Origin of the sequence: Bradyrhizobium mercantei, assembly GCF_001982635.1 — a bacterium.
In the GTDB taxonomy this organism is placed as follows: Bacteria; Pseudomonadota; Alphaproteobacteria; order Rhizobiales; family Xanthobacteraceae; genus Bradyrhizobium; species Bradyrhizobium mercantei.
Map to the genome: position 1 here is coordinate 357,099 of NZ_MKFI01000004.1, position 23,434 is coordinate 380,532.

The 23,434-nt window shown below is 66.0% G+C and carries 23 protein-coding genes; 8 read left to right on the forward strand and 15 right to left on the reverse strand.

The features are described from left to right. The first annotated feature begins 20 nt into the window (after positions 1–20). The gene (locus tag BI327_RS19840; RefSeq protein WP_076862483.1) at positions 21–797 is read left to right on the forward strand and encodes an SDR family oxidoreductase; all 777 of its coding nucleotides are present in this window, start codon (positions 21–23) and stop codon (positions 795–797) included. A 97-nt stretch (positions 798–894) separates the two neighbouring features. Here the strand turns inward: BI327_RS19840 and BI327_RS19845 are convergent, their stop codons facing one another. Then, the gene (locus tag BI327_RS19845; protein WP_076862484.1) at positions 895–1,746 is read right to left on the reverse strand and encodes an alpha/beta hydrolase; all 852 of its coding nucleotides are present in this window, start codon (positions 1,744–1,746) and stop codon (positions 895–897) included. Between the two features lie 88 nt (positions 1,747–1,834). Between BI327_RS19845 and BI327_RS19850 the strand changes: the two genes are divergently transcribed. Beyond that, the gene (locus BI327_RS19850) at positions 1,835–3,256 is read left to right on the forward strand and encodes an amidase (protein ID WP_076862485.1); all 1,422 of its coding nucleotides are present in this window, start codon (positions 1,835–1,837) and stop codon (positions 3,254–3,256) included. 8 nt (positions 3,257–3,264) lie between these two features. Here BI327_RS19850 and BI327_RS19855 read toward each other — a convergent pair whose 3' ends face one another. Further along, positions 3,265–3,897: a TetR/AcrR family transcriptional regulator gene (locus BI327_RS19855; protein WP_076862486.1), complete on the reverse strand. Its 633-nt coding sequence runs from the start codon at positions 3,895–3,897 to the stop codon at positions 3,265–3,267. A 176-nt stretch (positions 3,898–4,073) separates the two neighbouring features. Between BI327_RS19855 and BI327_RS19860 the strand changes: the two genes are divergently transcribed. The 5 genes from BI327_RS19860 (at position 4,074) to BI327_RS19880 (ending at position 8,908) form a co-directional block, all read left to right on the forward strand. Next, complete coding sequence (locus BI327_RS19860; protein ID WP_076862487.1) at positions 4,074–4,280, forward strand: ferredoxin; 207 nt, start codon at positions 4,074–4,076, stop codon at positions 4,278–4,280. 72 nt (positions 4,281–4,352) lie between these two features. Beyond that, positions 4,353–5,579 (forward strand): cytochrome P450, encoded by a 1,227-nt coding sequence (locus BI327_RS19865; RefSeq protein WP_076863075.1) that lies wholly within the window; start codon positions 4,353–4,355, stop codon positions 5,577–5,579. An 82-nt stretch (positions 5,580–5,661) separates the two neighbouring features. Further along, positions 5,662–6,984, forward strand: a complete 1,323-nt coding sequence (locus tag BI327_RS19870; RefSeq protein WP_076862488.1) for an MFS transporter — start codon at positions 5,662–5,664, stop codon at positions 6,982–6,984. Between the two features lie 12 nt (positions 6,985–6,996). After that, on the forward strand, positions 6,997–7,659 hold the full coding sequence (locus tag BI327_RS19875) for a sulfite oxidase-like oxidoreductase (RefSeq protein WP_076862489.1): 663 nt from the start codon (positions 6,997–6,999) through the stop codon (positions 7,657–7,659). 28 nt (positions 7,660–7,687) lie between these two features. Then, positions 7,688–8,908, forward strand: coding sequence for a bifunctional alpha/beta hydrolase/OsmC family protein (locus BI327_RS19880; RefSeq protein ID WP_076862490.1), 1,221 nt, complete (start codon positions 7,688–7,690; stop codon positions 8,906–8,908). Between the two features lie 368 nt (positions 8,909–9,276). Here BI327_RS19880 and pdxR read toward each other — a convergent pair whose 3' ends face one another. Next, positions 9,277–10,731, reverse strand: coding sequence for a MocR-like pyridoxine biosynthesis transcription factor PdxR (pdxR, locus tag BI327_RS19885; protein ID WP_076863076.1), 1,455 nt, complete (start codon positions 10,729–10,731; stop codon positions 9,277–9,279). Positions 10,732–10,823: 92 nt separating this feature from the next. Here pdxR and BI327_RS19890 point away from each other — a divergent pair, with 92 nt between their 5' ends. Further along, entirely contained in the window at positions 10,824–11,723 is a 900-nt protein-coding gene (locus tag BI327_RS19890) for a DMT family transporter (RefSeq protein ID WP_076862491.1), read from the forward strand. A 229-nt stretch (positions 11,724–11,952) separates the two neighbouring features. On the opposite strand, the gene BI327_RS19895 is transcribed toward BI327_RS19890, so the two are convergent. The 12 genes from BI327_RS19895 to BI327_RS19950 form a co-directional block, all read right to left on the reverse strand. Then, the gene (locus tag BI327_RS19895; RefSeq protein WP_076862492.1) at positions 11,953–13,008 is read right to left on the reverse strand and encodes a YeeE/YedE family protein; all 1,056 of its coding nucleotides are present in this window, start codon (positions 13,006–13,008) and stop codon (positions 11,953–11,955) included. A 107-nt stretch (positions 13,009–13,115) separates the two neighbouring features. Then, on the reverse strand, positions 13,116–14,126 hold the full coding sequence (locus BI327_RS19900) for a quinone oxidoreductase family protein (RefSeq protein WP_089025555.1): 1,011 nt from the start codon (positions 14,124–14,126) through the stop codon (positions 13,116–13,118). A 202-nt stretch (positions 14,127–14,328) separates the two neighbouring features. Beyond that, positions 14,329–15,759: an indoleacetamide hydrolase gene (gene iaaH, locus BI327_RS19905; RefSeq protein ID WP_076862493.1), complete on the reverse strand. Its 1,431-nt coding sequence runs from the start codon at positions 15,757–15,759 to the stop codon at positions 14,329–14,331. Between the two features lie 31 nt (positions 15,760–15,790). Further along, positions 15,791–17,122 (reverse strand): phenylacetate--CoA ligase PaaK, encoded by a 1,332-nt coding sequence (paaK, locus tag BI327_RS19910; RefSeq protein ID WP_076862494.1) that lies wholly within the window; start codon positions 17,120–17,122, stop codon positions 15,791–15,793. A gap of 19 nt (positions 17,123–17,141) precedes the next feature. Continuing rightward, complete coding sequence (gene paaI, locus BI327_RS19915; protein WP_076862495.1) at positions 17,142–17,612, reverse strand: hydroxyphenylacetyl-CoA thioesterase PaaI; 471 nt, start codon at positions 17,610–17,612, stop codon at positions 17,142–17,144. A gap of 90 nt (positions 17,613–17,702) precedes the next feature. Beyond that, positions 17,703–18,779 carry a 1,2-phenylacetyl-CoA epoxidase subunit PaaE gene (gene paaE, locus BI327_RS19920; protein WP_076862496.1) on the reverse strand — a complete coding sequence of 359 codons (1,077 nt, stop codon included), beginning with the start codon at positions 18,777–18,779 and terminating at the stop codon, positions 17,703–17,705. Between the two features lie 2 nt (positions 18,780–18,781). Next, positions 18,782–19,285 (reverse strand): 1,2-phenylacetyl-CoA epoxidase subunit PaaD, encoded by a 504-nt coding sequence (paaD, locus tag BI327_RS19925; RefSeq protein ID WP_076862497.1) that lies wholly within the window; start codon positions 19,283–19,285, stop codon positions 18,782–18,784. Beyond that, a complete protein-coding gene (paaC, locus tag BI327_RS19930; protein WP_076862498.1) occupies positions 19,279–20,055 on the reverse strand; it encodes a 1,2-phenylacetyl-CoA epoxidase subunit PaaC in 777 nt (258 codons plus the stop codon). Before paaC ends, paaD begins: the two co-directional genes overlap by 7 nt. Before the next feature lie 116 nt (positions 20,056–20,171). Beyond that, positions 20,172–20,459, reverse strand: a complete 288-nt coding sequence (gene paaB, locus BI327_RS19935; RefSeq protein WP_024579339.1) for a 1,2-phenylacetyl-CoA epoxidase subunit PaaB — start codon at positions 20,457–20,459, stop codon at positions 20,172–20,174. A gap of 11 nt (positions 20,460–20,470) precedes the next feature. Then, a complete protein-coding gene (paaA, locus tag BI327_RS19940) occupies positions 20,471–21,463 on the reverse strand; it encodes a 1,2-phenylacetyl-CoA epoxidase subunit PaaA (protein WP_076862499.1) in 993 nt (330 codons plus the stop codon). Between the two features lie 76 nt (positions 21,464–21,539). Next, positions 21,540–22,409, reverse strand: a complete 870-nt coding sequence (gene paaX / locus BI327_RS19945) for a phenylacetic acid degradation operon negative regulatory protein PaaX (RefSeq protein WP_076862500.1) — start codon at positions 22,407–22,409, stop codon at positions 21,540–21,542. Positions 22,410–22,506: 97 nt separating this feature from the next. Next, complete coding sequence (locus tag BI327_RS19950) at positions 22,507–23,277, reverse strand: esterase/lipase family protein (protein WP_076862501.1); 771 nt, start codon at positions 23,275–23,277, stop codon at positions 22,507–22,509. Positions 23,278–23,434: the final 157 nt, after the last annotated feature.

Below are 23,434 nucleotides of genomic sequence, written 5' to 3' on the forward strand. Positions count from 1 at the left end.
CATAACCAGCGAGACATTCCATGGATCTGCATCTGCGCGGCAAACGTGTCCTGATCACCGGCGCCTCCAAGGGCATTGGCGCGGCCGCCGCCGAAGCCTTTGCCGAGGAAGGCGCCAATCTGCTGCTCGCCGCCCGCAACGGCGATCAGCTCAAGGCGCTCGCCGAGCGGCTGCGCTCCGCACACCAGATCGATGCCGCGATCAGCGTGGTCGACCTGCGCAAGTCCGAGGACCTCGCGCGGCTGGCCAGGGAGGCGGCCGACATCGACGTCCTCGTCAACAATGCCGGCGACATCCCGGGCGGCTCGATCGACAAGATCGACGAGACGACCTGGCGGCACGCCTGGGAGCTCAAGGTGTTCGGCTACGTCAATCTGACGCGCGCGATCTATACCCAGATGAAGGCGCGCGGCGGCGGCGTGATCGTCAACGACATCGGCGCGGCCGGCGAGAAGTTCGACGCCAATTACATCTGCGGCAGCGCCGGCAATGCGGCGTTGATGTCGTTCACCCGCGCGCTCGGGGGAAAAAGCCTCGCCGACAACATCCGCGTCGTCGGTATCAACCCGGGCCCCGTCGGCACCGACCGCCACGTCACGCTGCTCAAGACCCGCGCCAAGAACCAGTTCGGCGACGAGAACCGCTACAAGGAATTCCAGAAAGGCCTGCCGCTCGGCCGCCCCGCGCATGCGCGCGAGATCGGCGACCTGATGGCGTTCCTGGCGTCCGATCGCGCGGGTTATACATCGGGCGTGATCTACACGGTGGATGGCGGGCTGACGTCGGGGTGGGGTTAAGCCTCTCCTCGTCATTGCGAGCGAAGCGAAGCAATCCATGCTTCAGCATATGCGGAGCGATGGATTGCTTCGTCGCTTCGCTCCTCGCAATGACGGCCTAATTGGCTGTCCGCTCGAACAACTGCCGGATCAGCGTCGTGATGCGGCCCTGCGGCGCCAGCATCTGGTTCATGATGGAGAAATGGTCGGCGCCGGGGATCTCCTCATAGGTCACCGGCAAGCCGTGACGGGCGCGATGGCCGGCGAAATCGGCGGTTTGCTTGCGCAGCAGCGGCAGTTCGGCGCTGCCGACCACCAGCGACAGCGGCTTTGCCGTGCCGCCCTCCTGCATCATGGGCGAATTGCGTCGCGAAGCCGCTTCGTCGAGCCTGAGCTTCTCGTTGAGGTAGGAGTGCCTGATCGGCTCGAGGTCATAGATGCCCGAGATCGCCATGCCGGCCCGGACATGGGCGTTCGACAGCGCCATCGATGTCAGATGGCCACCCGCCGACCAGCCTGACACGACGATGCCATCGGCAGCGGCGCCGAGCGCGGGCAGCCGCTGGGCCAGATAATCGATGCCTGTGTGAATCTCGGCGACGATCTCGTCGAGCGTCGCATCCGGCGCCAGCGTATAGCCGATCAGGGCGACATTGATGCCGTGCGCCAGCGGTCCCTCGGCAAAGATCGTGAACACCTCCTTGGCGCGGGTCTGCCAATAGCCGCCGTGGATGAACAACAGCGTCGGCGCGCCATCGCGGGCTTTCAGGAAATCGATCCGGTTGCGCTCACGCGGGCCGTACCGGAGGTCGAGATGGTCGGAGTGCTTCTGCCGCAATGCCGCGGAACGCTGCTCCCAGCCGGCGGCGATCTCGGCGCTGCCCTTGACCGCAACGCCATTGTTCAAGCCGAGGTCTCGCTCCTGCTGGCCCATCGCGCGCCAGTCCAGCGCGGAAAACAACGCTGCCATCCCTGTCCCTTCCGTTCTCGTCGCATTGCCACGACGGCAGGAAATGTTCTACAGCACAAGCAAACAGAACACATAGGAGCAACGGCGCATGGCTGATCAGGGCTTGGTGAAGGAAACGGCGTGTGCCGTCGTCGAGAAGCTGAAAGCCGGTGACGTCACGCCGCTCGATCTGCTCGACGTGCTGGAACAGCGCATCGCCGAGGTGGACGGCAAGGTCAACGCGCTGCCGACGCTCTGCTTCGACCGCGCCCGCAGCCATGCCAAGGTCCTGATGCAGAAGCCGGCGAGCGAGCGCGGCCTGCTCGCGGGGCTTCCCGTTCCGATCAAGGACCTCACCGCGGTCTCCGGCGTGCTGACCACGCTGGGCTCGCCGATCTTCAAGGACAACATCCCGGCGAAGTCCGACATCCTGGTCGAGCGCCTCGAACAGAATGGCGGCGTGATCTACGCCAAGTCCAACACCCCTGAATTCGGCGCCGGCGCCAACACGTTCAACGAGGTGTTCGGCCCGACCCGCAATCCCTGGGACACGTCGCGCTCGGCGGCCGGCTCCTCCGGCGGCGCCGCAGCAGCACTGGCGAGCGGCACCGCGTGGCTCGCGCACGGCTCCGACATGGGCGGCAGCCTGCGCAACCCGGCGAGCTTCTGCGGCATCGTAGGCCTGCGGCCGTCGATCGGCCGCGTCGCGCAGACGCCGAAATTCGGTGTCGACCGCACGCTCGGCCAGCAGGGACCGATGGCGCGCAATGTCGAAGACCTTGCGCTGCTGCTCGACGCGATGAGCGGCGAGCACGCCGCCGATCCGCTGTCGCTGCCCGCGCTGCCGACGTCGTTCCTGTCCGCGGCGCGCTCCGACAGCAAGCCGAAACGCATCGCCTACTCGCCCGATTTCGGCATCACGCCAGTCGATCCCGAGGTCAAGGCGGTGACCCGCAAGGCGGCCGAGCGTTTCGCCGAAGCCGGCGCGATCGTCGAGGAGGCATCTCCCGATTTCAGCGAAGCCCATGAATGCTTCCACGTTCTGCGCGCGTTCGATTTCGCGATCAGCAAGGCCGAGCTGCTGCGCACCAAGCGCGACCTGCTGAAGCCCGAGGTGATCTGGAACATCGAGGAAGGGCTGAAGCTCACGGTCGAGAAGCTCGAGCGCGCCGAGGCGCAGCGCGTCGCGATATCAGCACGTGCGCTCGAATTCTTCGACAAATATGACCTGTTGCTGGCGCCGGCGACCATCGTGCCGCCATTCCCGGTCGAGCACCGCTATGTCGCCGAATGCGACGGCAAGACATTCGACAATTACGTCGAATGGCTCGGCATCGTCTATGCGATCACGCTGGCTTGCTGCCCGGCGCTGTCGCTGCCCTGCGGCTTCACCGCATCGGGCCTGCCGATCGGTTTGCAGATGGTGGCAAAACCGCGCGCCGAGGCGCAGCTTCTGGCCGGCGCGAAAGTGCTGGAGGATATTCTGGGCGTGCGTGGCACCACCCCGATCGATCCGCGGCCGCCACGCTAAGGTGTGGGTTACGCCTTACCTTCCGCCGCCTGCAGCGCGAACGTAAGTGCGGCCTTGGTCTGCTCGACGATCTCGTCCAGCAGCTCCTCGCGGCTGATCTGCGCGGCCTCGCCGGTGAGCAGGCCCTGCTCGGCGAGCATCACGATGCCGTGCAGCCCGGCCCAGATCTTCAGCGCCTGCCGCTCGCGCAACAGCCCGACGGCCGGCGCCTCGAACGACTCGACCAAGAGCGCCAGCGTTTCCATCGCCGCGGTGTGCAGCTCGCTGCCCTTGGGCGCGCAGGCCATGGTGCGCGACGCGAACATCAGCCGGTAGATGCCGTGGCGCTCGAGCCCGAACGCCAGCGCCGCCTGCGCGAAGCGCGACAATTTCGAGCCCTTGCCGGGCTGCTCGATCGCCTCGCGCATGATGACATTGAACTGCCGGAACGCCTCCGCGGTCACCGCCTCCAGCAAGGCCTCACGGTCGGCGAAATGCCGGTATGGTGCCGGCTGCGAGACGCCGAGCTGCTTGGCCAGCGCCTTGATGCTGATAGCCTCCGGCCCGCCAAGCTCGACCTCCTGCAACGCGGCCTGAATCAGCGCTTCGCGGAGGTCGCCATGGTGGTAGGTTTTCAACGGCTTACGAACGATTTGTCCCATTGCGGCAATGATCGCTGAATTTTCGCTTGACGCGCAAGCGCGACGATAATGTAATATGCTATAACTTAGCGGTCCGGTTAAGAGCCGACCCGCCCAAGCAAGCTAGAACTTGCATAAACCGGAATGAGGAACCCGGCGCAACCCGCATTGCGCCAGAGCCGAGGGAGAGTGCTTGCATGGCCAAGCTCAGAATCCGCGTCGACCAGGACAAATGCCAGGGTCACGCCCGCTGCAAATCACTCGCCCCCGAACTGTTCGAGCTCGACGAATACGGCAACGCCCATGAGGTCGGCGACGGCACCGTTCCGGCCGGGCTCGAGGACAAGGCCTGGCTCGCGCAGACCAACTGCCCGGAAATCGCGATCGAAGTCACCGAGGAATAGCGGCGGCGACGGATGGCCGCGCGCCTCCGCCGAGCCGACCAGCATTTGATCGAACGAGAAGGAAACGAGCTGATGTCCGATTCCCCGTCCGCAAGCTATCTGCCCGAACATCCCAAAGTCACCGACTGGGTCCATGATTTCGACCATACCGATCCGGTCTGGACCGACGACCCGTTCCCGATCTGGGAGACGCTGCGCGCGGCCTCGCCCGTCGTGCACACCGAGCGCTTCCTCGGCTGTTACATGCCGACCACCTATCAGGCGGTGAAGGAGATCGCCTACGACACCGAGCATTTCTCCTCGCGCCGCGTCATCGTGCGCGACGTGCGCCCCGACATCACCGCCCGCGCGCCGCCGATCACCTCGGACCCGCCGGAGCACAAGCCCGCCAAGCAGGTGCTGCTGCCGCCGTTCACGCCGGATGCGATGAAGCGGCTGGAGCCGCGGGTGCGCGCGATCTGCAACGAGTTGATCGACGAATTCATCGCCGATGGCCGTTGCGACGCCGCGGCGTGCTACACCAAGCACATCCCGGTACGCGCCATCGCGCATATGCTCGGGATCCCCGAGAAGGACGGCGACCTCTTCATCAAGTGGATCCACCAGATCCTCGAGCTCGGCATCAAGAACGACGAGGAGCTGATGAACGGCGTGCGCGAGATGACCGGCTATTTCATGGCCCATCTCGAGCAGCGCAAGCTTGCGCCGGGCGACGATCTGATCTCGCAGCTGCTGCGCGCCAAGGGCCCCGGCGGCCAGGCGCTGACCGACGAGCACGTGCTGGGCTCGCTGCGGCTGCTCCTGATCGCGGGCATCGACACCACCTGGAGCGCGATCGGCTCCTCGCTCTGGCATCTCGCCAGGACACCCGCCGATCGCGAGCGCCTGGTTGCGGAGCCGGCGCTGATCCCGACCGCGATCGAGGAATTCCTGCGCGCCTATGCGCCGGTGACGATGGCGCGCGAGGTGATGAAGGAGACCACGATCTCCGGCTGCCCGGTGAAGGCCGGCAACATGGTGCTGCTGTCCTTCCCCGCCGCCAACCGCGATCCCGCCATGTTCCCCGATGCGGACAAGGTGGTGATCGACCGCAAGGAGAACCGCCACGCCGCGTTCGGCCTCGGCATCCACCGCTGCGTCGGTTCCAATCTGGCGCGGATGGAGATGCAGGTCGCGATCGAGGAATGGCTGAAGCGGATTCCGGACTTCCGCCTCGACCCCGCCGGCAAGGTCACCTGGTCTGAAGGCACGGTGCGTGGCCCGCGTCAACTGCCTGTTCTGTTCGGCAAGAACGCCTAAAGGAACAGGTCAGCAGTTACATCGCACAACCCAATGAGGTAGCTTGCCCCGGAATCGAACCGACGAGTCCGGGAGCAAAGCTATGTCCGATCAAACCGCTCAATCCGCGAGCGATCATCTCGACATCCACGACGTCGAGCGGCGGGTGAAGGCGATCTTCATCGGCTCGGTCGGCAACCTCGTCGAGTGGTATGATTTCTACGCCTACACCGCGTTCGCGCTGTATTTCGCGCCGGCGTTCTTCCCGCACAGCGATCCGGTGGTGCAGCAGCTCAATGCGGCCGTGCTGTTTGCCGCGACCTTCCTGATGCGCCCGCTCGGCGGCTGGCTGTTCGGCTTCATCGCCGACCGCTATGGAAGGCGGCTGTCGTTGACGCTCTCGGTGGTCTGCATGTGCTTCGGCTCGCTGATCATCGCGGTGACGCCGACTTACGCCACCATCGGCATCGCGGCCCCGGCGATCCTGGCATTGGCGCGCGTCATCGAGGGGTTGAGCCTCGGCGGCGAGTACGGCGCGAGCGCCACCTATCTCAGCGAGGTCGCCGATGCCAAGCATCGCGGCTTCTATTCCAGCTTCCAGTACGTCACCCTGATCGGCGGCCAGCTCACCGCGATCATCGTGCTGCTGTTGCTGCAGAAGGTGTTCCTGACGCCGGACGAGTTGAAGGCCTGGGGCTGGCGGATTCCCTTCGTGATCGGCGCCCTGCTCGCGATCTTCGCGGCGGTGATGCGGCGCAGCCTGCACGAGACCGAGGCGTTCGAGGAGGCCAAGAAAGTCTCGAAGCCGACCGGCTCGATCATCGGCCTGTTGAACTATCCGCGCGAATTGCTGCTGGTGGTCGGCCTCACCGCCGGCGGCACCGCGGCGTTCTACACTTTCACCACCTATATGCAGACCTTCGTGAAACTGTCGGTCGGCCTCACCGAGGACCAGACCACCTTCGTGATCTTCGGCTCGCTGATCTTCGCGACGTTCCTGCAACCGATCTATGGCGCGCTGTCCGACCGCATCGGCCGCAAGCCGCTGCTGATCTTCTTCGGCGTCGTCGGCACCATCGCCACGATCCCGATCCTGACCGCGCTGAAGGAGACCAAGTCGCCGTTCATCGCGTTCCTGTTGATCTGCGGCGCCTGGATCTTCGTCGCCGGCTACACCTCGATCAATGCGATCGTGAAGGCCGAACTGTTTCCGACCAATGTCCGCGCACTCGGCGTCGGCCTGCCCTACGCCATCACGGTGTCGATCTTCGGCGGCACCGCGCCCGCGGTCGCGCTCTACTTCAAGAGCATCGGGCACGAGGACTGGTTCTACTATTATCTCAGCGGCATGATCTTCCTGTCGCTGCTGATCTACTCGACCATGCGCGACACCAAGCACGATTCCGCGATGCATCGCCACGAATGACGGCCCGACGCCATGGCTGACGATCAGGAACCGCCCGAGAGCAAGCTGACGCGCAGCAAGCAGCGCTGGGCGCGCGAGGGCAAATTCCTCACCGGCAAGATCACCCGACCGGAGGAGCAACGCCTGCCGCCGGGCCAGCATCTGACGGCGGATTGGCCGGTGCTCGATCTCGGGCTGCTGCCGAACGTGACGCAGCAGCGCTGGCGGCTCGACGTCTACGGCGCGGTCGAGCAGACGATCTACTGGGACTGGCCGCAATTCATGGCGCAGCCGCAGACCAAGTTCGTCTCCGACATCCACTGCGTCACCACCTGGTCGCGCTACGACAATCAGTGGGAAGGACTTGCGACACGCGACCTGCTCGCGGCCTGCCAGCCGCGCGAGGATGCGCGGTTCGTCGCACTGCATTGCTATGACGGTTATACGACGAACCTGCCGCTCGGGGATTTCGCCGCCGAGGACGCGCTGCTCGCCCATAGCTGGTCGGGCAAGCCGCTGGAGCAGGAGCATGGCGGCCCGGTGCGGCTGGTGGTGCCGCATCTCTATTTCTGGAAGAGCGCGAAATGGCTGCAGCGCATTGAATTCCTGACCGCGGATGCGCCGGGCTTCTGGGAAGTGCGCGGCTATCACAATCGCGGTGATCCCTGGGCCGAACAGCGCTATTCTGGCGACTGACAAACCAACACGATGATGGAGCCTGCCCGTGCCGCACGAACGCTTTCAATTCACCGGTGTCGGCGGCCATCAGCTGGCCGCAGCCCTTGATACGCCCGACGGCCCGATCATGGCCTATGCGCTGTTCGCGCACTGCTTCACCTGCGGCAAGGACGTGCTGGCGGCAAAACGCATCGCGGTCGCGCTCGCTGCCAAGGGCATTGCCACGCTGCGGTTCGACTTCACCGGCCTCGGCTCCAGCGAGGGCGATTTCGCCAACTCGACCTTCTCGTCGAACGTCGCCGATCTGGTCCGCGCCGCCGACCATCTGCGCGAGACGCGCAAGGCGCCGGCGATCCTGATCGGCCACAGCCTGGGCGGCGCCGCGATCCTTGCGGCCGCCGGCCAGATCCCCGAGGCGAAGGCGGTCGTCACCATCGCCGCGCCGTCCGATCCGGTCCATGTCACGCACTTCTTCAAGGACCGGATCGAGGATATCCGCGCGCAGGGCGAAGGCGAGGTGTCGCTTGCCGGCCGCCCGTTCCGCATCAAGCGCGAATTCCTCGACGACGTCGCCGAGCAGAATTTGATGGCGCAGGTCAAGCAGCTGCACAAGGCGCTGCTGATCATGCACTCGCCGACCGACGACACCGTCGGCATCGACAACGCCACCAACATCTTCATCGCGGCCAAGCATCCGAAGAGCTTCGTCTCGCTCGCGGGCGCGGACCATCTTCTGAGTGGCAAGCAGGATGCCGCTTATGTCGCCGACGTGATCGGCGCCTGGGCCGAACGCTATGTCGATCTCGCGGCACAGCCCACGGCGGAGGCTGGCAGCGCGCCGCGCAACGTCGTGGTGCAGGAGACCCGCAATGGCAAGTTCCAGCAGATCGTCACCACCGGTCCGCACCGGCTCATCGCCGACGAACCGGTCACCGTTGGCGGCGATGACACCGGTCCGGGACCGTACGACTTCCTGCTCACCGGGCTCGGTGCCTGCACCTCGATGACGATGCGGATGTATGCCGACCGCAAGTCGCTGCCGGTCGATCGCATCACCGTCACGCTCCAGCACAACAAGATCTATGCGAGGGATTGCGAGGAGTGCGAGACGCGCGAGGGCATGCTCGACCAGATCGACCGCGTCATCAGGATCGAGGGCGACCTCGACGCCGATCAGCGCAAGCGGCTGATGGAGATCGCCGACAAGTGCCCGGTGCACAAGACGCTGACGTCGGAGATACGGATCGTCACCAAGGCGGCCGAGTGAGCCTGCAACGCTGCGAGGCGGGCGGAGGCGTAGCAGCTTGTCAGCTGCATCCCCTCCCCCGCGGGCTGTCGCAAGGGCGCGCTGACAAAATATCGAAAACAACCCCATGCAAAGGAGCCGGCCACCGCCGGCGCGCGACAAGCTGCTTGACACGTCGGGCAACTCAGCAATATACTTCTGATATTCCGAAATAGCGCAAGCCTACCTCCGTCATTGCGAGCCAACCGGTCGGCGCGAAGCGCCGCCGGATGACAGGCTCCGCGAAGCAGTCCATCCAACCGGGTATGCGGACCCATGGATTGCTTGGTCGCTTCAGCGCAAAATTGCTTTGCAAATTTGTCGCGAGCTCCTCGCAATGACGCCGATGGTCAAGCACGCGTCGCACGCTTGCCGGTCAGGCAGTTCGCCATGATGCGGACTGCGGCGCCGATCTCGTTCTCGCGCCAGGCGGCGAAGCCGAGCAACAGGCCGAAATCACGTGGTCGCCCCGCGGCAAGGGTCGAAAGCGCGCGCACCTCGACACCAGCCCCGACCAGCCGCGCCACGGCGTCCTGGTCGGAGGCGCCGTTCTGAAAGCGCGCGATCAATTGCATGCCTCCCGCCGGGACCTCGGCAGTGACGACTCCGCCGAGCTGTCGCGCAAGCGCTGCCGCGAGATGGTCGCGGCGCGTGCGATAGATGCGGCGCATGCGCCGGACATGCGCCAGGAAGTGTCCGTCGGCCATGAAGCCGGCCAACGCCTCCTGGACGTGCACGGAGGCGATCAGCCCGAGATGGCGCTGCGCGATCTCCATCGTCCGCGCCAGTTGCGGCGGCACCACCAGATAGCCGATGCGGATATCGGCGGTCATCGCCTTTGCAAACGTACCGAGATAGAGCACGCGTCCCTCGCGATCGAGCCCCTGCAAGGCAGGCATCGGGCGGCTGTCATAGTGAAACTCGCCGTCGTAATCGTCCTCGACGATCCAGGTCTTGCCCGGCGTGGCGGAAGCCAGCAGCTCGGTGCGGCGCGCCACCGGCATCACCCGCCCGGTCGGATGCTGATGCGACGGCGTCGTGAAAATGAGTTTTGGCGCGCGGGTCTCCCGCACGCGCATCATGCCCCATTGATCGAGCCTGACGCCGACGACGTCGGCACCGGTCGCGCGAAACGCCGCCGCAGCACCGGGATACCCGGGGTCCTCGGTCCAGATCGCGTCACCCGCGACGATCGTGGTCGCAGCGATCAGCGTCAGCGCCGCCTGCGCCGACGGCAGGATCAGGATCTGATCGGCCTCGGCGCGCACGCCTCTGTTGATTTCGAGATAGTCGCGCAGGGCTTCGCGCAGCGCCGGCCGGTTGATCAAGGTCTGGTCGTTGAAGCGCCGGCGCAGCGCGCTGCGGCGCAGGCAGCGCGCCCAGATCTCGTGCGGAAACTCGCGCGCATCCGCGAGCCCGGAACGCAGCGGCCGGAAGTTCGCCTGGTAGGACAGCGGCCAATCCGTGTCGGAGAGCTGCATGGCCCACGGCGATAGCAACGGTTTGCGGGCGGCCTCGCGCTTTGGCACGGGCGCAGGTCTGGCAAAGCGCGCTTCGATATCGTCGGTCACCACCGGACGCCGCCGCGCGGCGAGCCGCAGATAGCCCTCGGCGGCGAGCTGCTCATAGGCGTGGATCACCGTGTTGCGCGCCACCTCGAGCTCGGCCGCAAGGCTGCGGCTCGACGGCAGCATCGCCCCGCTCCTGATCTGACCGCCGGACATCAGCGCGCGGAGTTGCTGCGTCAGCTGCGCGGCGAGCCCGGCCTCGTCCGAGCGCTTCAAGGCGAGCAATTCGGCGAGGATCAATCTGGCTCCTTCATTCTATCCAGTCTGGCCCTTTCGATAGGACCAGTGCGATCCTATTCACAGAAGGTATCGCCGGCAAGGATTCTGTCGTGAATCAATCGCTCTCCCCCGCCAAAGCCGCTGCCCTGTTCATCGTCGTGGTGCTGGCGTGGGGCACCAACTGGTCGGTCACCAAAACGCTGGTCGAGGCGGTGCCGCCGCTTTGGACCGCATCGATCCGCAGTTGGGTCGCCCTGATCGCGCTTTTGGTGATCCTGCGCGCCAGCGGCAATCTGATCATTCCGCGGATCGGCGACATCCCGGTCGTGCTCAGCGTGGCGCTGCTGCACATGACGTTCTTCTCGACGCTGGTCGCTGCCGGGCTGCGCTATTTGCCGGCGAGCAAGGGCATCGTGCTTGGCTACACCACCCCGCTCTGGGTCGCGCTCGCCGCCGGAGCCGCGCGAACCGAGCGGCTCGGCGCGCTGAAGCTCGTCGGTGTCGCGCTCGGCCTCGCCGGCCTCTGCGTGATCCTCAACCCGGCGTCGCTGGACTGGAGCAATCTGCACGTCATCGCAGGCGCCGGCATGATCATCCTCGCCGCGATCTGCTGGGCCGCCAACATCATCTATATCCGCTCGCACCGCTGGATCGCGACGCCGCTGCAATTGCTGCTGTGGCAGGTGCTGGTCGCGACGCTGGTGCTGACCACGACCGCGCTGGTCACCGAGGGCGTGCCCGCGGTGAAATGGTCGCCGCACCTCGTGCTGCTGTTCCTCTATTCCGGCTTCATCGGCACGGCGCTGGCCTATTGGGCGATGTCGATGGTCAACAAGAGCCTGCCGGCGCTGACCACCTCGCTCGGGACGACCGGAACTCCGATCGTCGGCATCGTGACCGCGGCGTTATTGCTCGGCGAGCCGATCGATCTCTCGCTCGCGATCGCCGCGGCCCTGATCGTCGGCGGCATCGCGCTGAGCTCGCTCGCGGATGCGCCGGCGCGGGCCTAAGCGCAGGATGGGAATAAGTTGAGTTGGAGCGGCGGGGCAAGTTCACCTCTCCCTTGGGAGAGGTCGGCGCGTAGCGCCGGGTGAGGGTTTAAGGTCCCTCGTTAGAGCTGCGGCCCCTCACCCGATTTGCTGCGCAAATCGACCTCTCCCCGTCGGGGAGAGGTGCTCGCCCGAGTTCCTGGCGAAGCGACCCGGTCTAAACCCATCACGCTTTAGAGCATGATCCGCTTCAAGCCGCCGCGAGCGGCCTGACCCGCAACGCGCCGCGCAGGCCGGCGCCGGTGCCGAGCATGATGCCGGCGATTGCGATGAACGACGACAGCGACAGCGTCGACAGTCCGGTCAGCCCCTGCCCGACCGAGCAGCCGAACGCCATCACGCCGCCGACGCCCATCAGTGCGGCGCCGCCGGCCGAGCGCAACATGTGCTGCGGCGACCGGTAGCCCTCGAGCTGGAAGCGCCCGGTGGCAAGCGCAGTGAGCAGGCTGCCCGCGAACACACCGAACACGGTGACGATGCCGAAATTGAGCGTCGAGCCGGTCGACAGCATGACGTATTGCAAGGCATCGGCGATCGGCGCGATGAAGGTGAGCGACGTCACCGGCACCGGATTGAAATCATCGGCGCCGAGATAGCCGGTCGCGTACCAGCCGCCGGCCACCAGCAGGCCGACGATCAGGCCGGCCGCGATCTGGCCAGGCGACTTGCGGAACGGCGCATGGGCAAAGGCGAAGATGATCAGCAGGGCCGCGAGCACCGAGGCCGCGACCATCCGCGCCGGCACCGCGCCGAGGCCGCTTCCTGCCAACAGCGCCGGCACCGAATTGGTGGCAACCGTGGCCTGCGAGGCCTGCACCATCGCGATCCGGGCCGGGGCGATCAGGCCCTTCAGCGTCATCTCGGCGAAGATGCCGAGCACGATCACGACCACGAAGGAACGCAAATTGCCGCGCCCGAGCAGCACCAGCGCCCGCGAGCCGCAGCCGTTCGACAGCACCATGCCGTACCCGAACAGGAGCCCGCCGAGGAACATCACCGGCGCCGAAAACGACGGCTGCAGATAGATCGACTTGCCGAGATCGACGAGACCAGCCGCCGCCAAGAGCTGCGAGGCCGCGATCGCAATCCCCATCGCCAGCGCGTAGGTGCGCGCCAGACGGCCATCGCCCTCCGCCCACCAGCCGCGCAGGCCGCTCATCATGCAGAAGCCGCTGACGAGCCCGACCGAGCCGTAGATCAGGCCGATGATGAGGGCGGCGAGGATGACTGTTGTGGCGGGGTCCATGCAATGTCCTTTGGAATCGTCATTGCGAGCGAAGCGAAGCAATCCACACTATCACACGGGGAGAGAATGGATTGCGTCGTCGCTTCGCTCCTCGCAATGACGGCTGGTCATGGCCGCAGGATCACGCGGTCGCGCGACGAGCCTGCCACGGCAACGAAAGCTGCCTTGGCGTGTTCCAGCGGATAGATCGCGCTCGGCTGGATCGGAAACGGCTTCAGATGCCCGCTGGCAAAGCCCGGCGCGAGCTCGCGCAACACCTCGCCGGTCGCAACCGACGAGAGCGCAAGCGTGTCGATGCCGACATAGGTGTGCTGGCCGCGATAGAACTCGAGGATGTTGAACTGCACGATGCGGTCGACCGCCGCGATCAGGATCTGGCGGCCGCGCAGCGCCAGCGACTTGTGCGCGGCCTGGAAATAGGGATCGCCGACCGTGTTGTAGACGATGTCGGCCCCCTTGCCGCCGGTCAGTTCGCGCACGCGGGTTGCGACATCGGTTGCGGAGGCATCGATCACCTCGACCGGCGCATTGCTGTGGCCTTCATAGGGCTCGCGCTTGCGCACCACGCCGATCACACGCGCGCCGTGCCAGCTTGCGATCTGCACCGCGGCCTGGCCGACCTTGCCGTTGACGCCCATCACAAGCACGGTCTCGCCCGCCTTCGGCAGGCCGGCACGGCGCAGGCCTTCCATCGCGGTGACGAAGGGCACGCCGATCCCGGCGGCCTCGTCCCAGGAGATGCCGGCGGGCTTTTCCACCACGGCATCGGCCTCGACCACCAGATGGGTGGCATGGGTGCCGTCGCGGCGGATACCGAGGTCGCCGGACGAGCCGAACACCTCGCGGCCGACCAGGCCTGACGGGCCGTCGATCACGACGCCGGCGTAGTCGCGCCCGGAGGTGCGCGGGAATACGGCATAGGGCATCAGCCCGGTCGCGGCCTTGACGTCGGATGGATTGACCGCCGCCGCCTTGACCTCGATCAGGACGTCGTTGTCGCCGCGGGACAGAGCGTGCGTCTCGACGACCGGCGCCACCGCCGCCGTGTTCTCCACCTTCGTCAGCAGGCGGACGCAACGGGCGTCAACAGGATGACGATCTGCTTGCGGGGCCGACATGAGCATTCCAGTCTTGATCATGAAGTAGCGGCCTGATGGCCTCAGGCCATGACTAGAGCATTTTCGGTTCTGATTGTATCAGAACCGAAGCTCTAGATTCTCTTTTGACGCGTTTTCTTCACGCGAACCGGCGTCCACTTCGCTCGAAAACGCTCTAATCGACTGATCGATCAATTCAAGGGGCTTGTTGACGCCGGCAAAGTCAGAGCTTTGGTGGCGGGGCCGTGCCCAGGATCGCCTCGATCGACAGGCCAAGCCCGAGCAGCCTCGCATCGCTGCCGACCGGACCATCGAGCTCGAGCCCGACCGGCAGGCCGCCAGGCGTCATGCCGGCATGGAGCGACAGCCCGGGAAGGCCGGCATTGCTGGCGGGATCGGTGTTGCGGATCATGGTGCCGAAGGTCGGCACCGGCTCGCTGCCATTGACCGACATCTCGCCGGACCCGGTCTTTTCGTCGATGAGCGGCGCAGGCGCGATCGTGGTTGGAAACAGGATGGCATCCAGTTTGTTGTCCCTGAGATAGGCGGCATAGATCGCCTGCAGCGCCGGCCGCTGCACCTTGATCGCATCGTCATAGGCAGCGCCGAAGGCGTCCGCCGTGATGGCTCCGAAAGCGCCGACCACATCGGGACTGGCGACGCCGGCCGCGATGTCGGACAGCGTGATCCCCTCGATCCCGGAGGCGGCGAGCCAGGCCGGGATATCGGCGATCGGCTCATGCAGCGCGACGACGAAGGACACCTTGTCGTTCTGCTCGAACAGATCGGGCATATCGACATCGACCAGCACGGCGCCGGCGGCCTTGAGGCGGACGCAGGCTGCGCGGGCCACAGTCTCGACATCGCGATCGAGGCCGCTCCAGAAACAGGCGGGAATGCCGAGGCGCACGCCGCGCAGCGGGATGGCCGTGGCGAGCGGCGTGCCCGATATCACGGCATCGAGCAGCGCGGCATCGGCGACCGTGCGCCCCATCGGGCCGACGGTGTCGCGGGTATGGCTGATCGGAACCACCTGGTTGTCGTCGTGATAGCGCCGCTCGGCGCCACCATTGCCGACCGACGGCCTGAGGCCGACGGTCCCGGTCAACGCCGCCGGCACGCGGGTCGAGCCGCCGGTATCCGATCCCAGGCCGCAGGTCGCAATACGCGCGGCGATCGCCGCCGACGTTCCGCCGGACGATCCGCCAGGGATCCGGCTGGTGTCGTAGGGATTGCGCACCGGTCCGGCGAACGACGCCAGATTGGTGCTGGTGATGCCGAAGGCGAGTTCGTGCAGATTGGTCTTGCCGATCACGATGGCACCGGCGTCGAGCAGCTTTTGCAGCGACGGCGCGTTCCGCACCGGCCGCGCGCGTTGCAGCGCCGGCGTGCCGCCCGACGTCGGCAGATCCGACGTGTTGATGTTGTCCTTGACGACGACCGGAAGCCCGGCCAGCGCGCCGGTGCGCGTCCCGGCATCGACCTCGCGCGCCGCGGCCAGCGCGCCGTCGCGGTTCAGCACGATGAAGGCGTTGAGGTGCCTGAGCCGCTCCGCACGATCGAGCGCCGCCTCGACGACGCCGACCGCGGTCACCTTCCGGTTTCGGATCGCCGCGACGATCTCCGCAGCGGTTGCCTCATTGGTATCGGCCATGCCCAGCACCCTCTTGGATTGCGGGCGAAAGCTATTCTTTCGGCCGCTTGTCGTAAACACGTTTCGCCTTGCCGAGCGAACGCTCCAGTGTCTCGGGCGCGACGACGCGGACGCGGGTGGAGATGCCGATCGTGTTCTTGATGAAGGCGGCGACCTTCTCGGCATGCGCGGTCAGCCCCTCGCCGTCCCAGCTCTCCGGCCGAGCTTCGGCGAGCACCGTCATCTCGTCCATGCGGCCCTCCCGCGTGAGCTCGATGACGAAGTGGCCGCCGCACCAGTCGGTCGCCAGCAATGCTTCCTCGATCTGGGTCGGGAACACGTTGACGCCGCGCAGGATGATCATGTCGTCGGAGCGGCCGGTCACCTTCTCCATCCGCCGCATGCCGGGCCGCGCGGTGCCGGGCAACAGCCGCGTCAGATCGCGGGTGCGGTAGCGGATGATCGGGAAGGCTTCCTTGGTCAGCGAGGTGAACACCAATTCGCCCTTCTCGCCATCGGGCAGCACATTGCCGGTCAGGGGATCGATCACCTCGGGATAGAAGTGATCCTCCCAGATGTGCAGCCCGTCCTTGGTCTCCACGCATTCCTGCGCGACGCCGGGACCGATCACTTCCGAGAGGCCGTAGATGTCGGTGGCGTCCATGTCGAAGGCCTGCTCGATCTCGACGCGCATCGCGTTGGTCCAGGGCTCGGCGCCGAAGATGCCGAACTTGAGCGACGATTTGCGCGGGTCGAGGCCCTGCCGCTTGAACTCGTCGAGGATCGCCAGCATGTAGCTCGGCGTCACCGTGATGACGTCGGGCCTGAAATCATTGATGATCTGCACCTGCCGCTCGGTCATGCCGCCGGAGATCGGGACCACCGTGCAGCCGAGCCGCTCGGCGCCGTAATGCGCGCCGAGACCGCCGGTAAACAGGCCGTAGCCATAGGCATTGTGCATCAGCATGCCCTTGCGGCCGCCGGCGGCACGGATCGAGCGCGCCATCACATCCGCCCAGGTGTCGATGTCAGCTTTGGTGTAGCCGACCACGATCGGCTTGCCTGTCGTGCCCGAGGAGGCATGGACCCGCACCAGCTGCTCGCGCGGCACCGCAAACATGTTGAAGGGATAGTTGTCGCGCAGATCGGTCTTCACCGTGAAGGGAAACCTGGCGAGATCGGAGAGCTGCTTGAAGTCCGTGGGGTGTACGCCGGCGGCGTCGAACGCCTTCTTGTAATGCGCGACATTGTCATAGGCGTGCTTGAGCGACCAGGCCAGCCGCCCGGTCTGCAGCGCCATGATCTCGTCGCGCGAGGCGCGCTCGGCCGCATCGAGCTCGGCGCGATAGGAGCTGTCCTTGACCTTGAGCTTTGCCGTTGCCATCGCCGTTTCCCCTGAAGCCTTACGCCTTGATGTCCGTGGCCGGCAGCCAGCTGCCGGCTATCACCCGCGAATGTCCGCGGAATTCGGCGATCACGCTGCCGCCGGACGTGACGCGCACGTCGTAAATTCCCGAGCGGCCGCTGCGCGAGACTTCGCGCGCGGTCGCAACCAGGCGGTCGCCGAGCTTGCCGGGCCGGATGAAGGTGATGTTGCCCTGCGCCGCGACTGCGCGATCGTTATGGCTGTTGCAGGCAAAGGCGAAGGCGGAATCCGCCAGCGTGAAGATGTAGCCGCCATGGCAGATGCGCTGGCCGTTGACCATGTGCGGCTGCACCGTCATCGCCATCGTCGCCTGCCCCGGCCTGATCTCGACGAGCTCCATGCCGAGACCCTTGCTGGCGTCGTCTTCCTTCCACATCGCGTCCGCGCAGGCGCGCGCCAGATCTTCCGGTGTCAAGTCCTCGGGCGATAGCGTGGCCTTCACGTTCACATCGAACTCCCTGTGCGCGGGCCCGTTGCAACGGGCCTCTTGGTTTCAAGTGTTGGGCGTGACACCGGAGGTGTCAACGCGCGCGTAGGATTAGACGTGGTCGTAGTCGACCACGACCTTCTCGGAGCACGGCTTGGCCTGGCAGGTGAGGATGAACCCCGCCTTCAGCTCCCACGGCTCCAGCGAATAATTCAGATCCATCGGCGCCTCGCCTTCGACCAGCTTGGCGCGGCAGGTCGAGCACATGCCGCCCTTGCAGGCGAAGGGCAGGTCCATGCCGGCGCGCAGCGCGGCGTCGAGGATCGACTCGCCGTCGGCCACCGGGACCTCGCGGCGCTTGCCGTCGATGATCAGTCCGGCGATCGCCTTCGGCGGCGCGCCGGCGGGAACGACGACCTTCGGACGCGGCTTGCCGCCGAATTCCGAGACGAAGCGTTCGACATGGATGCGCTCGTCGGCGATTCCGATCTCGCGACAGGTCGCCTCGATGGTCTCGCTCATCGCGGCCGGGCCGCAGACGAAGACATGATCGACGGTCGAAGCCGGCACCAGCGAGCGCAGCAGCACCCGCACCTTCTCGCCGTCGAGCCGGCCGTGCAGGATCGGGATGTCCTGCTCCTCGCCGGAGATGACGTGGAACACCGAGAGCCGCTGCATGAAGCGGTCCTTCAGCTCCTCCAGCGCCTCACGGAACATGACGCCTTCGGTCGAACGGTTGCCGTAGAACAGGAAGAAGCGGCTGTCCGGCTCGCACGCCAGCACGCCCTTGATGATCGAGAGGATCGGCGTGATGCCGCTGCCGGCGGCAAAGCCGACATAGGTCCGCGCCTCGCCGGGCGCGTGCGCGACGCCGAAACGGCCGGTCGGCGTCATCACGTCGAGCTCGTCGCCGGTCTTCAGCTCGTCGGCGGCCCAGTTCGAGAACGCGCCGCCGTCGACCTTCTTCACCGCGATGCGCAGCTCGCCGTCGTCGGGACCGGAGCAGATCGAATAGGAGCGGCGGACTTCCTCGCCGTCCATGGTGGCGCGGAGCGTCAGGTACTGGCCGGGCGTGAAGCGGTAATCGCCTTGCAGATCGTCGGGGATCGCAAAGGTCATCGAGATCGCGTCCGACGCCTCGCGGCGCAGGTCGCTGACGGACAGACGGTGAAAGCGTGGTGTCGACATGGTCAATGACACTTGAAGTAATCGAAGGGTTCACGGCAGCTCTTGCAACGCCACAGCGCCTTGCAGGAGGTCGAGCCGAATTCGGACAGCAGCTCGGTATCGCCTGAGCCGCACTGCGGGCACGTCACCTGCTGCTCGCCGAACAGTGCGCGGCGCGAGGAGCCCGGCAGCGGCGGCGCGATGCCGTATTCCCTGAGCTTGCGGCGGCCGTCCTCGCTCATCCAGTCGGTGGTCCAGGCTGGCGACAGCACGGTGCGGACCTTCGGCTTGTGAATGCCCTCGCGTTCCAGCGCGAGTTCGATCTCGAGCGCGATCATGTTCATGGCCGGGCAGCCGGAATAAGTCGGCGTGATCGCGACCTCGACATGGCCGTCCTGCACCGCGACGTCGCGCAGCACGCCGAGGTCGGCGATGGTCAGCACCGGGATTTCCGGATCGACCACCTGCGCGGCCGCGCTCCAGGCGCGCCGGCGCAGATCGGCATCGCTGAGGGCAACCGTCACCATGTCGCCCCCGGGAAGGTGCGCTGCAGGGACTGCAATTCGCTGAGCAGATGTCCGAGATGCTCGCTGTGGCTGCCGACGCGACCGCCCTGTTGCATCCAATCGCTCTTCGGCAACGCCAGCGTCGCCTCGTTGACGATGCCGGTCACGGTCTTCAGCCAGCGCGACTTCAGCGTCGCCGGATCGATTGCAATGCCGGCGTCGATCAGGCCGCGTTCGCCATCGTCGACCGCGAACATCTCGCCGGTATAGGCCCAGAGATCGTCGATCGCATTCTGCGTGCGGCGGTGGCTCTCCTCGGTGCCGTCGCCGAGGCGGACGATCCATTCCGAGGAATGCCGCAGATGGTAGGCGCTCTCCTTCTCCGACTTCGCCGCGATCGCAGCAAATGTCGGATCGGACGATCCCATCATCGCACGCCAGTAGAGATCGGCGAACGCGGCGTAGAAGAACTGCCGCACCATGGTGCGGGCGAAATCGCCGTTCGGCTGCTCGACCAGCAGCAGGTTGCGGTACTGCCTGACGTCGCGCAGATAGGCGAACTTGTCCTCGTCGTTGCCGCGGCCTTCGACCTTGGCGGCGTAGCTGTAGAGCTCGCGGGCCTGGCCGAGCAGGTCGAGCCCCATATTGGCGAGCGCCATGTCCTCTTCCATCGCGGGCGCATGGCCGCACCATTCGGACAGCCGATGGCCGAGGATCAGCGCATCGTCGGCGCGGCGCAGCGCATAGAGCACCAGCGGCGTTTCGGAGACTTCGATGTTGGCGACGGCCATTTGATCAACTCGCTATATTTTCGTCATTGCGAGGAGCGGAGCGACGAAGCAATCCACACTTGCCTCGCGGTCCGATGGATTGCTTCGCTTCGCTCGCAATGACGAGCGATGCGCGGTCACATATGCCCGACTTCGTCGGGAACGTCGTAGAAGGTCGGGTGACGGTAGATCTTGGATTCCGCCGGCTCGAACATCATGCCCTTCTCGGACGGGTCCGACGCGGTGATCGCGTTCGAGGGCACCACCCAGATCGACAGCCCCTCGCCGCGGCGGGTGTAGATGTCGCGCGCGGCTTGCAGCGCCAGCGTCGAATCCGCCGCGTGCAGCGAGCCGACATGCTTATGCGCAAGGCCATTGCGGCTGCGGATGAAGACTTCCCAGAGCGGAACGTTCGGCGTGGCCATCTCGGGCTCCCTTATTCGGCGGCTTGCGCGAGCTGGCGGCTCTTGCGCTTCTCGGCATAGGCCGCGGCCGCCTCGCGCACCCAGGCGCCCTCCTCATGCGCCTTGCGGCGCGCGGCGAGGCGATCGCGGTTGCAGGGGCCGTTGCCGGCCAGCACCTGCTTGAACTCGTCCCAGTCGATCGGGCTGTGCACCCAATTGCCGTTCTCGTTCTGCTTCATGCCGGGATCGGGGATCGTCAGCCCGAGGAATTCGGCCTGCGGCACGGTGGCGTCGATGAATTTCTGGCGCAGCTCGTCGTTGGAGAAGCGCTTGATCTTCCATTTGGTCGAGGTGTCGCTGTGCTGGCTGACCTGGTCCGGCGGGCCGAACATCATCAGCACCGGCCACCACCAGCGATCGAGTGCGTTCTGCGCCATCGCCTTCTGCTCGGCGGTGCCGCGGCACAGCGTCACCATGATCTCAAAGCCCTGGCGCTGGTGGAACGACTCTTCCTTGCAGACGCGGATCATCGCGCGGGCATAGGGGCCGTAGGAGCAGCGGCACAGCGGGATCTGGTTCATGATCGCCGCGCCGTCGACCAGCCAGCCGATGGTGCCGATGTCGGCCCAGGTCAGGGTCGGATAGTTGAAGATCGAGGAATATTTCGCCTTGCCCGAGAGCATCGCGTCGACCAGCTCCTCGCGCGAGGTGCCGAGCGTCTCGGCGGCGGCATAGAGATAGAGCCCGTGGCCGCATTCGTCCTGCACCTTGGCAAGCAGCGCGGCCTTGCGGCGCAGCGACGGCGCGCGGGTGATCCAGTTGCCCTCGGGCAGCATGCCGACGATTTCGGAATGGGCGTGCTGGGAAATCTGCCGGGTCAGCGTCTTGCGGTACGCGGCAGGCATCCAGTCGTTCGGCTCGATGCGCTCGTCGGCATCGATGCGGGCCTGGAACTGACTGGCACGGGCAACATCCTCAACGCCGCGATCGTCGCCGTCGGATGAGTTGAGCGCCTGCGTATACATGGCCGACCTCCCGGTGTGTTGTTAGGCGGTAATATATAACACAAATTTCAGAATGCAAGATATTTTTGTAATACGTTCAGATGCCCTCGAAACGGCGCGCCACCGCCCCGTTGGGCTTCGGCAGCGGCCCGTCCTCGTTGGTTGCGTGATCGTCAAGCCATTGTTCCGACGGCGAAAGCAGCCCGCGATAGATCTCGCCGCAGAGCTTGCGCGCGGCCCTGCCCGGCCAGTCCTTCGGCAGCAAGGGGGCCGGCAGCAGCGGATCACGCAGCACGACCCGGCGATAATGGTGGATCAAGAGGATGCGCGCGGTGAAGGCGTCGGCATCGCTCAACGTCTCGCCTCTGGCGATCCAGCCGTGCAGCGGCTCGAAGGTCTTCATGAACTTCAGATAGGCATCCGCGGTGCGATCGAGCGGCCAGCTCTCGCTGAGCAGCCGGCGCCCGCTGTCGTCTTCGGCGGACACTTCGAGACGGATCGCGCGCGACGCTTCATCGGGGATCGGCGCACCAGATGGTGCGACCCACACGCCGGGCAGCGGGCTGCCGAAGCCGGCATTCTTCAGCGCCTCGCGCGCGGCGTCGCGATCCTCGGCATTGCCGATCAACAGCAGCTCGAAGCGGCCGGTCCAGTCCGACGGCGGCGGATCGTAGATGTGCCTGGTCGCGGTGTCGAAGGTCTGCCGTCCCTTGGCATTCAACCGATAGAAGCTGTTGCGGCCGACCTTGCTGCGCTCGAGCCAGCCGTCGGCGGCGAGCCGCGACATCGCGGTGCGCACCACGTTGCCGTCGATGTCGAGCGACTTGAAGAATTCGAGCAGCGTGCCGAGCCACACCGCGCCGCCGCGCGGCACGATGGAGTCGCCGAACACGGTGATGATGATCGAGCCGGTGCGTGACGGCTCGCGCTTCAGCTGATCGACGATGCGGGCAAGCGGCTGTGGCATGCCTCAACGCATAGCGCGTTTTGTCGATTCACGACAATGCGGGGTGCGGTGCCTCAACCGCCTCGCCCCGCAAGCGGGGCGAGGCAAGGAGAAGCGCTTAGCGGTTCGGATCCGGATAGACGAAGCTGCGCCAGCCGCTGCGATCGAACGGCGCCCACTCGCCGTCCTTCTGCGCGAGACGATCGGCGACCGCATAGACCACGGCCGGGTGATGGCCCATGCCGCAATGGCTGCTCTCGACCTCGATGCTGTCGGTCATCGACGAGGTCTGCTCGCGACAACCCTGCCAGGCGCAGACGCCGTCGGTGCGGCTGAAGATCGCGGTGGTCGGCACCGGCGGCGCGCTGGCGAGCGACCCGCCGAAACGGGAGTCGTCCTCCTCGGCGCGGCGGCCGCTGGCCATCTCATAGACGCGCCAGGCATTGGTCGATTTCGGGCCGGCGGCAAACGGGCTGCCGAGCGTGATCACCTGGCGCACGCGCTCCGGCATCATCTTGGCGAGCTGGCGCGCATAGAGGCCGCCGAGGCTCCAGCCGATCAGCGAGACCTTGCGGCCGCTGGTCTCATGCATTTCCTGCAGCAGGTCGACCATGCCGTCCTGCACGCCGGACCGCAGACCGAGGTTACGGCCCTGGCGCCAGCCACTGACGGCGTAGCCCTTGCTCTTGAGGAAGTCGCGCAGCGGCCGGGTCGACATGTCGGAGGCGATCAGTCCGGGCAGCACCAGCACCGGATGCCCATCGCCGCGCGGCGCGAGGCTCAGCAGCGGCAATGCACCAAGGAAGGCACCGAGTTCGTGAATGGCGCGGCCTTCCAGGAACATCAGCGTCCTGGACGGCGGGCGTAGCGTCTGCGCAGCAACCGACATTTCAGCTCCTCTTCACGGCCCCTGACGTCGCGGCGGCCGGCAATGGGATCATCGGGAATGGGTCAACAGGATTGACGCAAACCCGGCGGAATCGTTCCGCAACGCAACAAACAGTCTTGAAAAGCTAGGGAACCGATTACTTTCGTGCAAGCCGGCC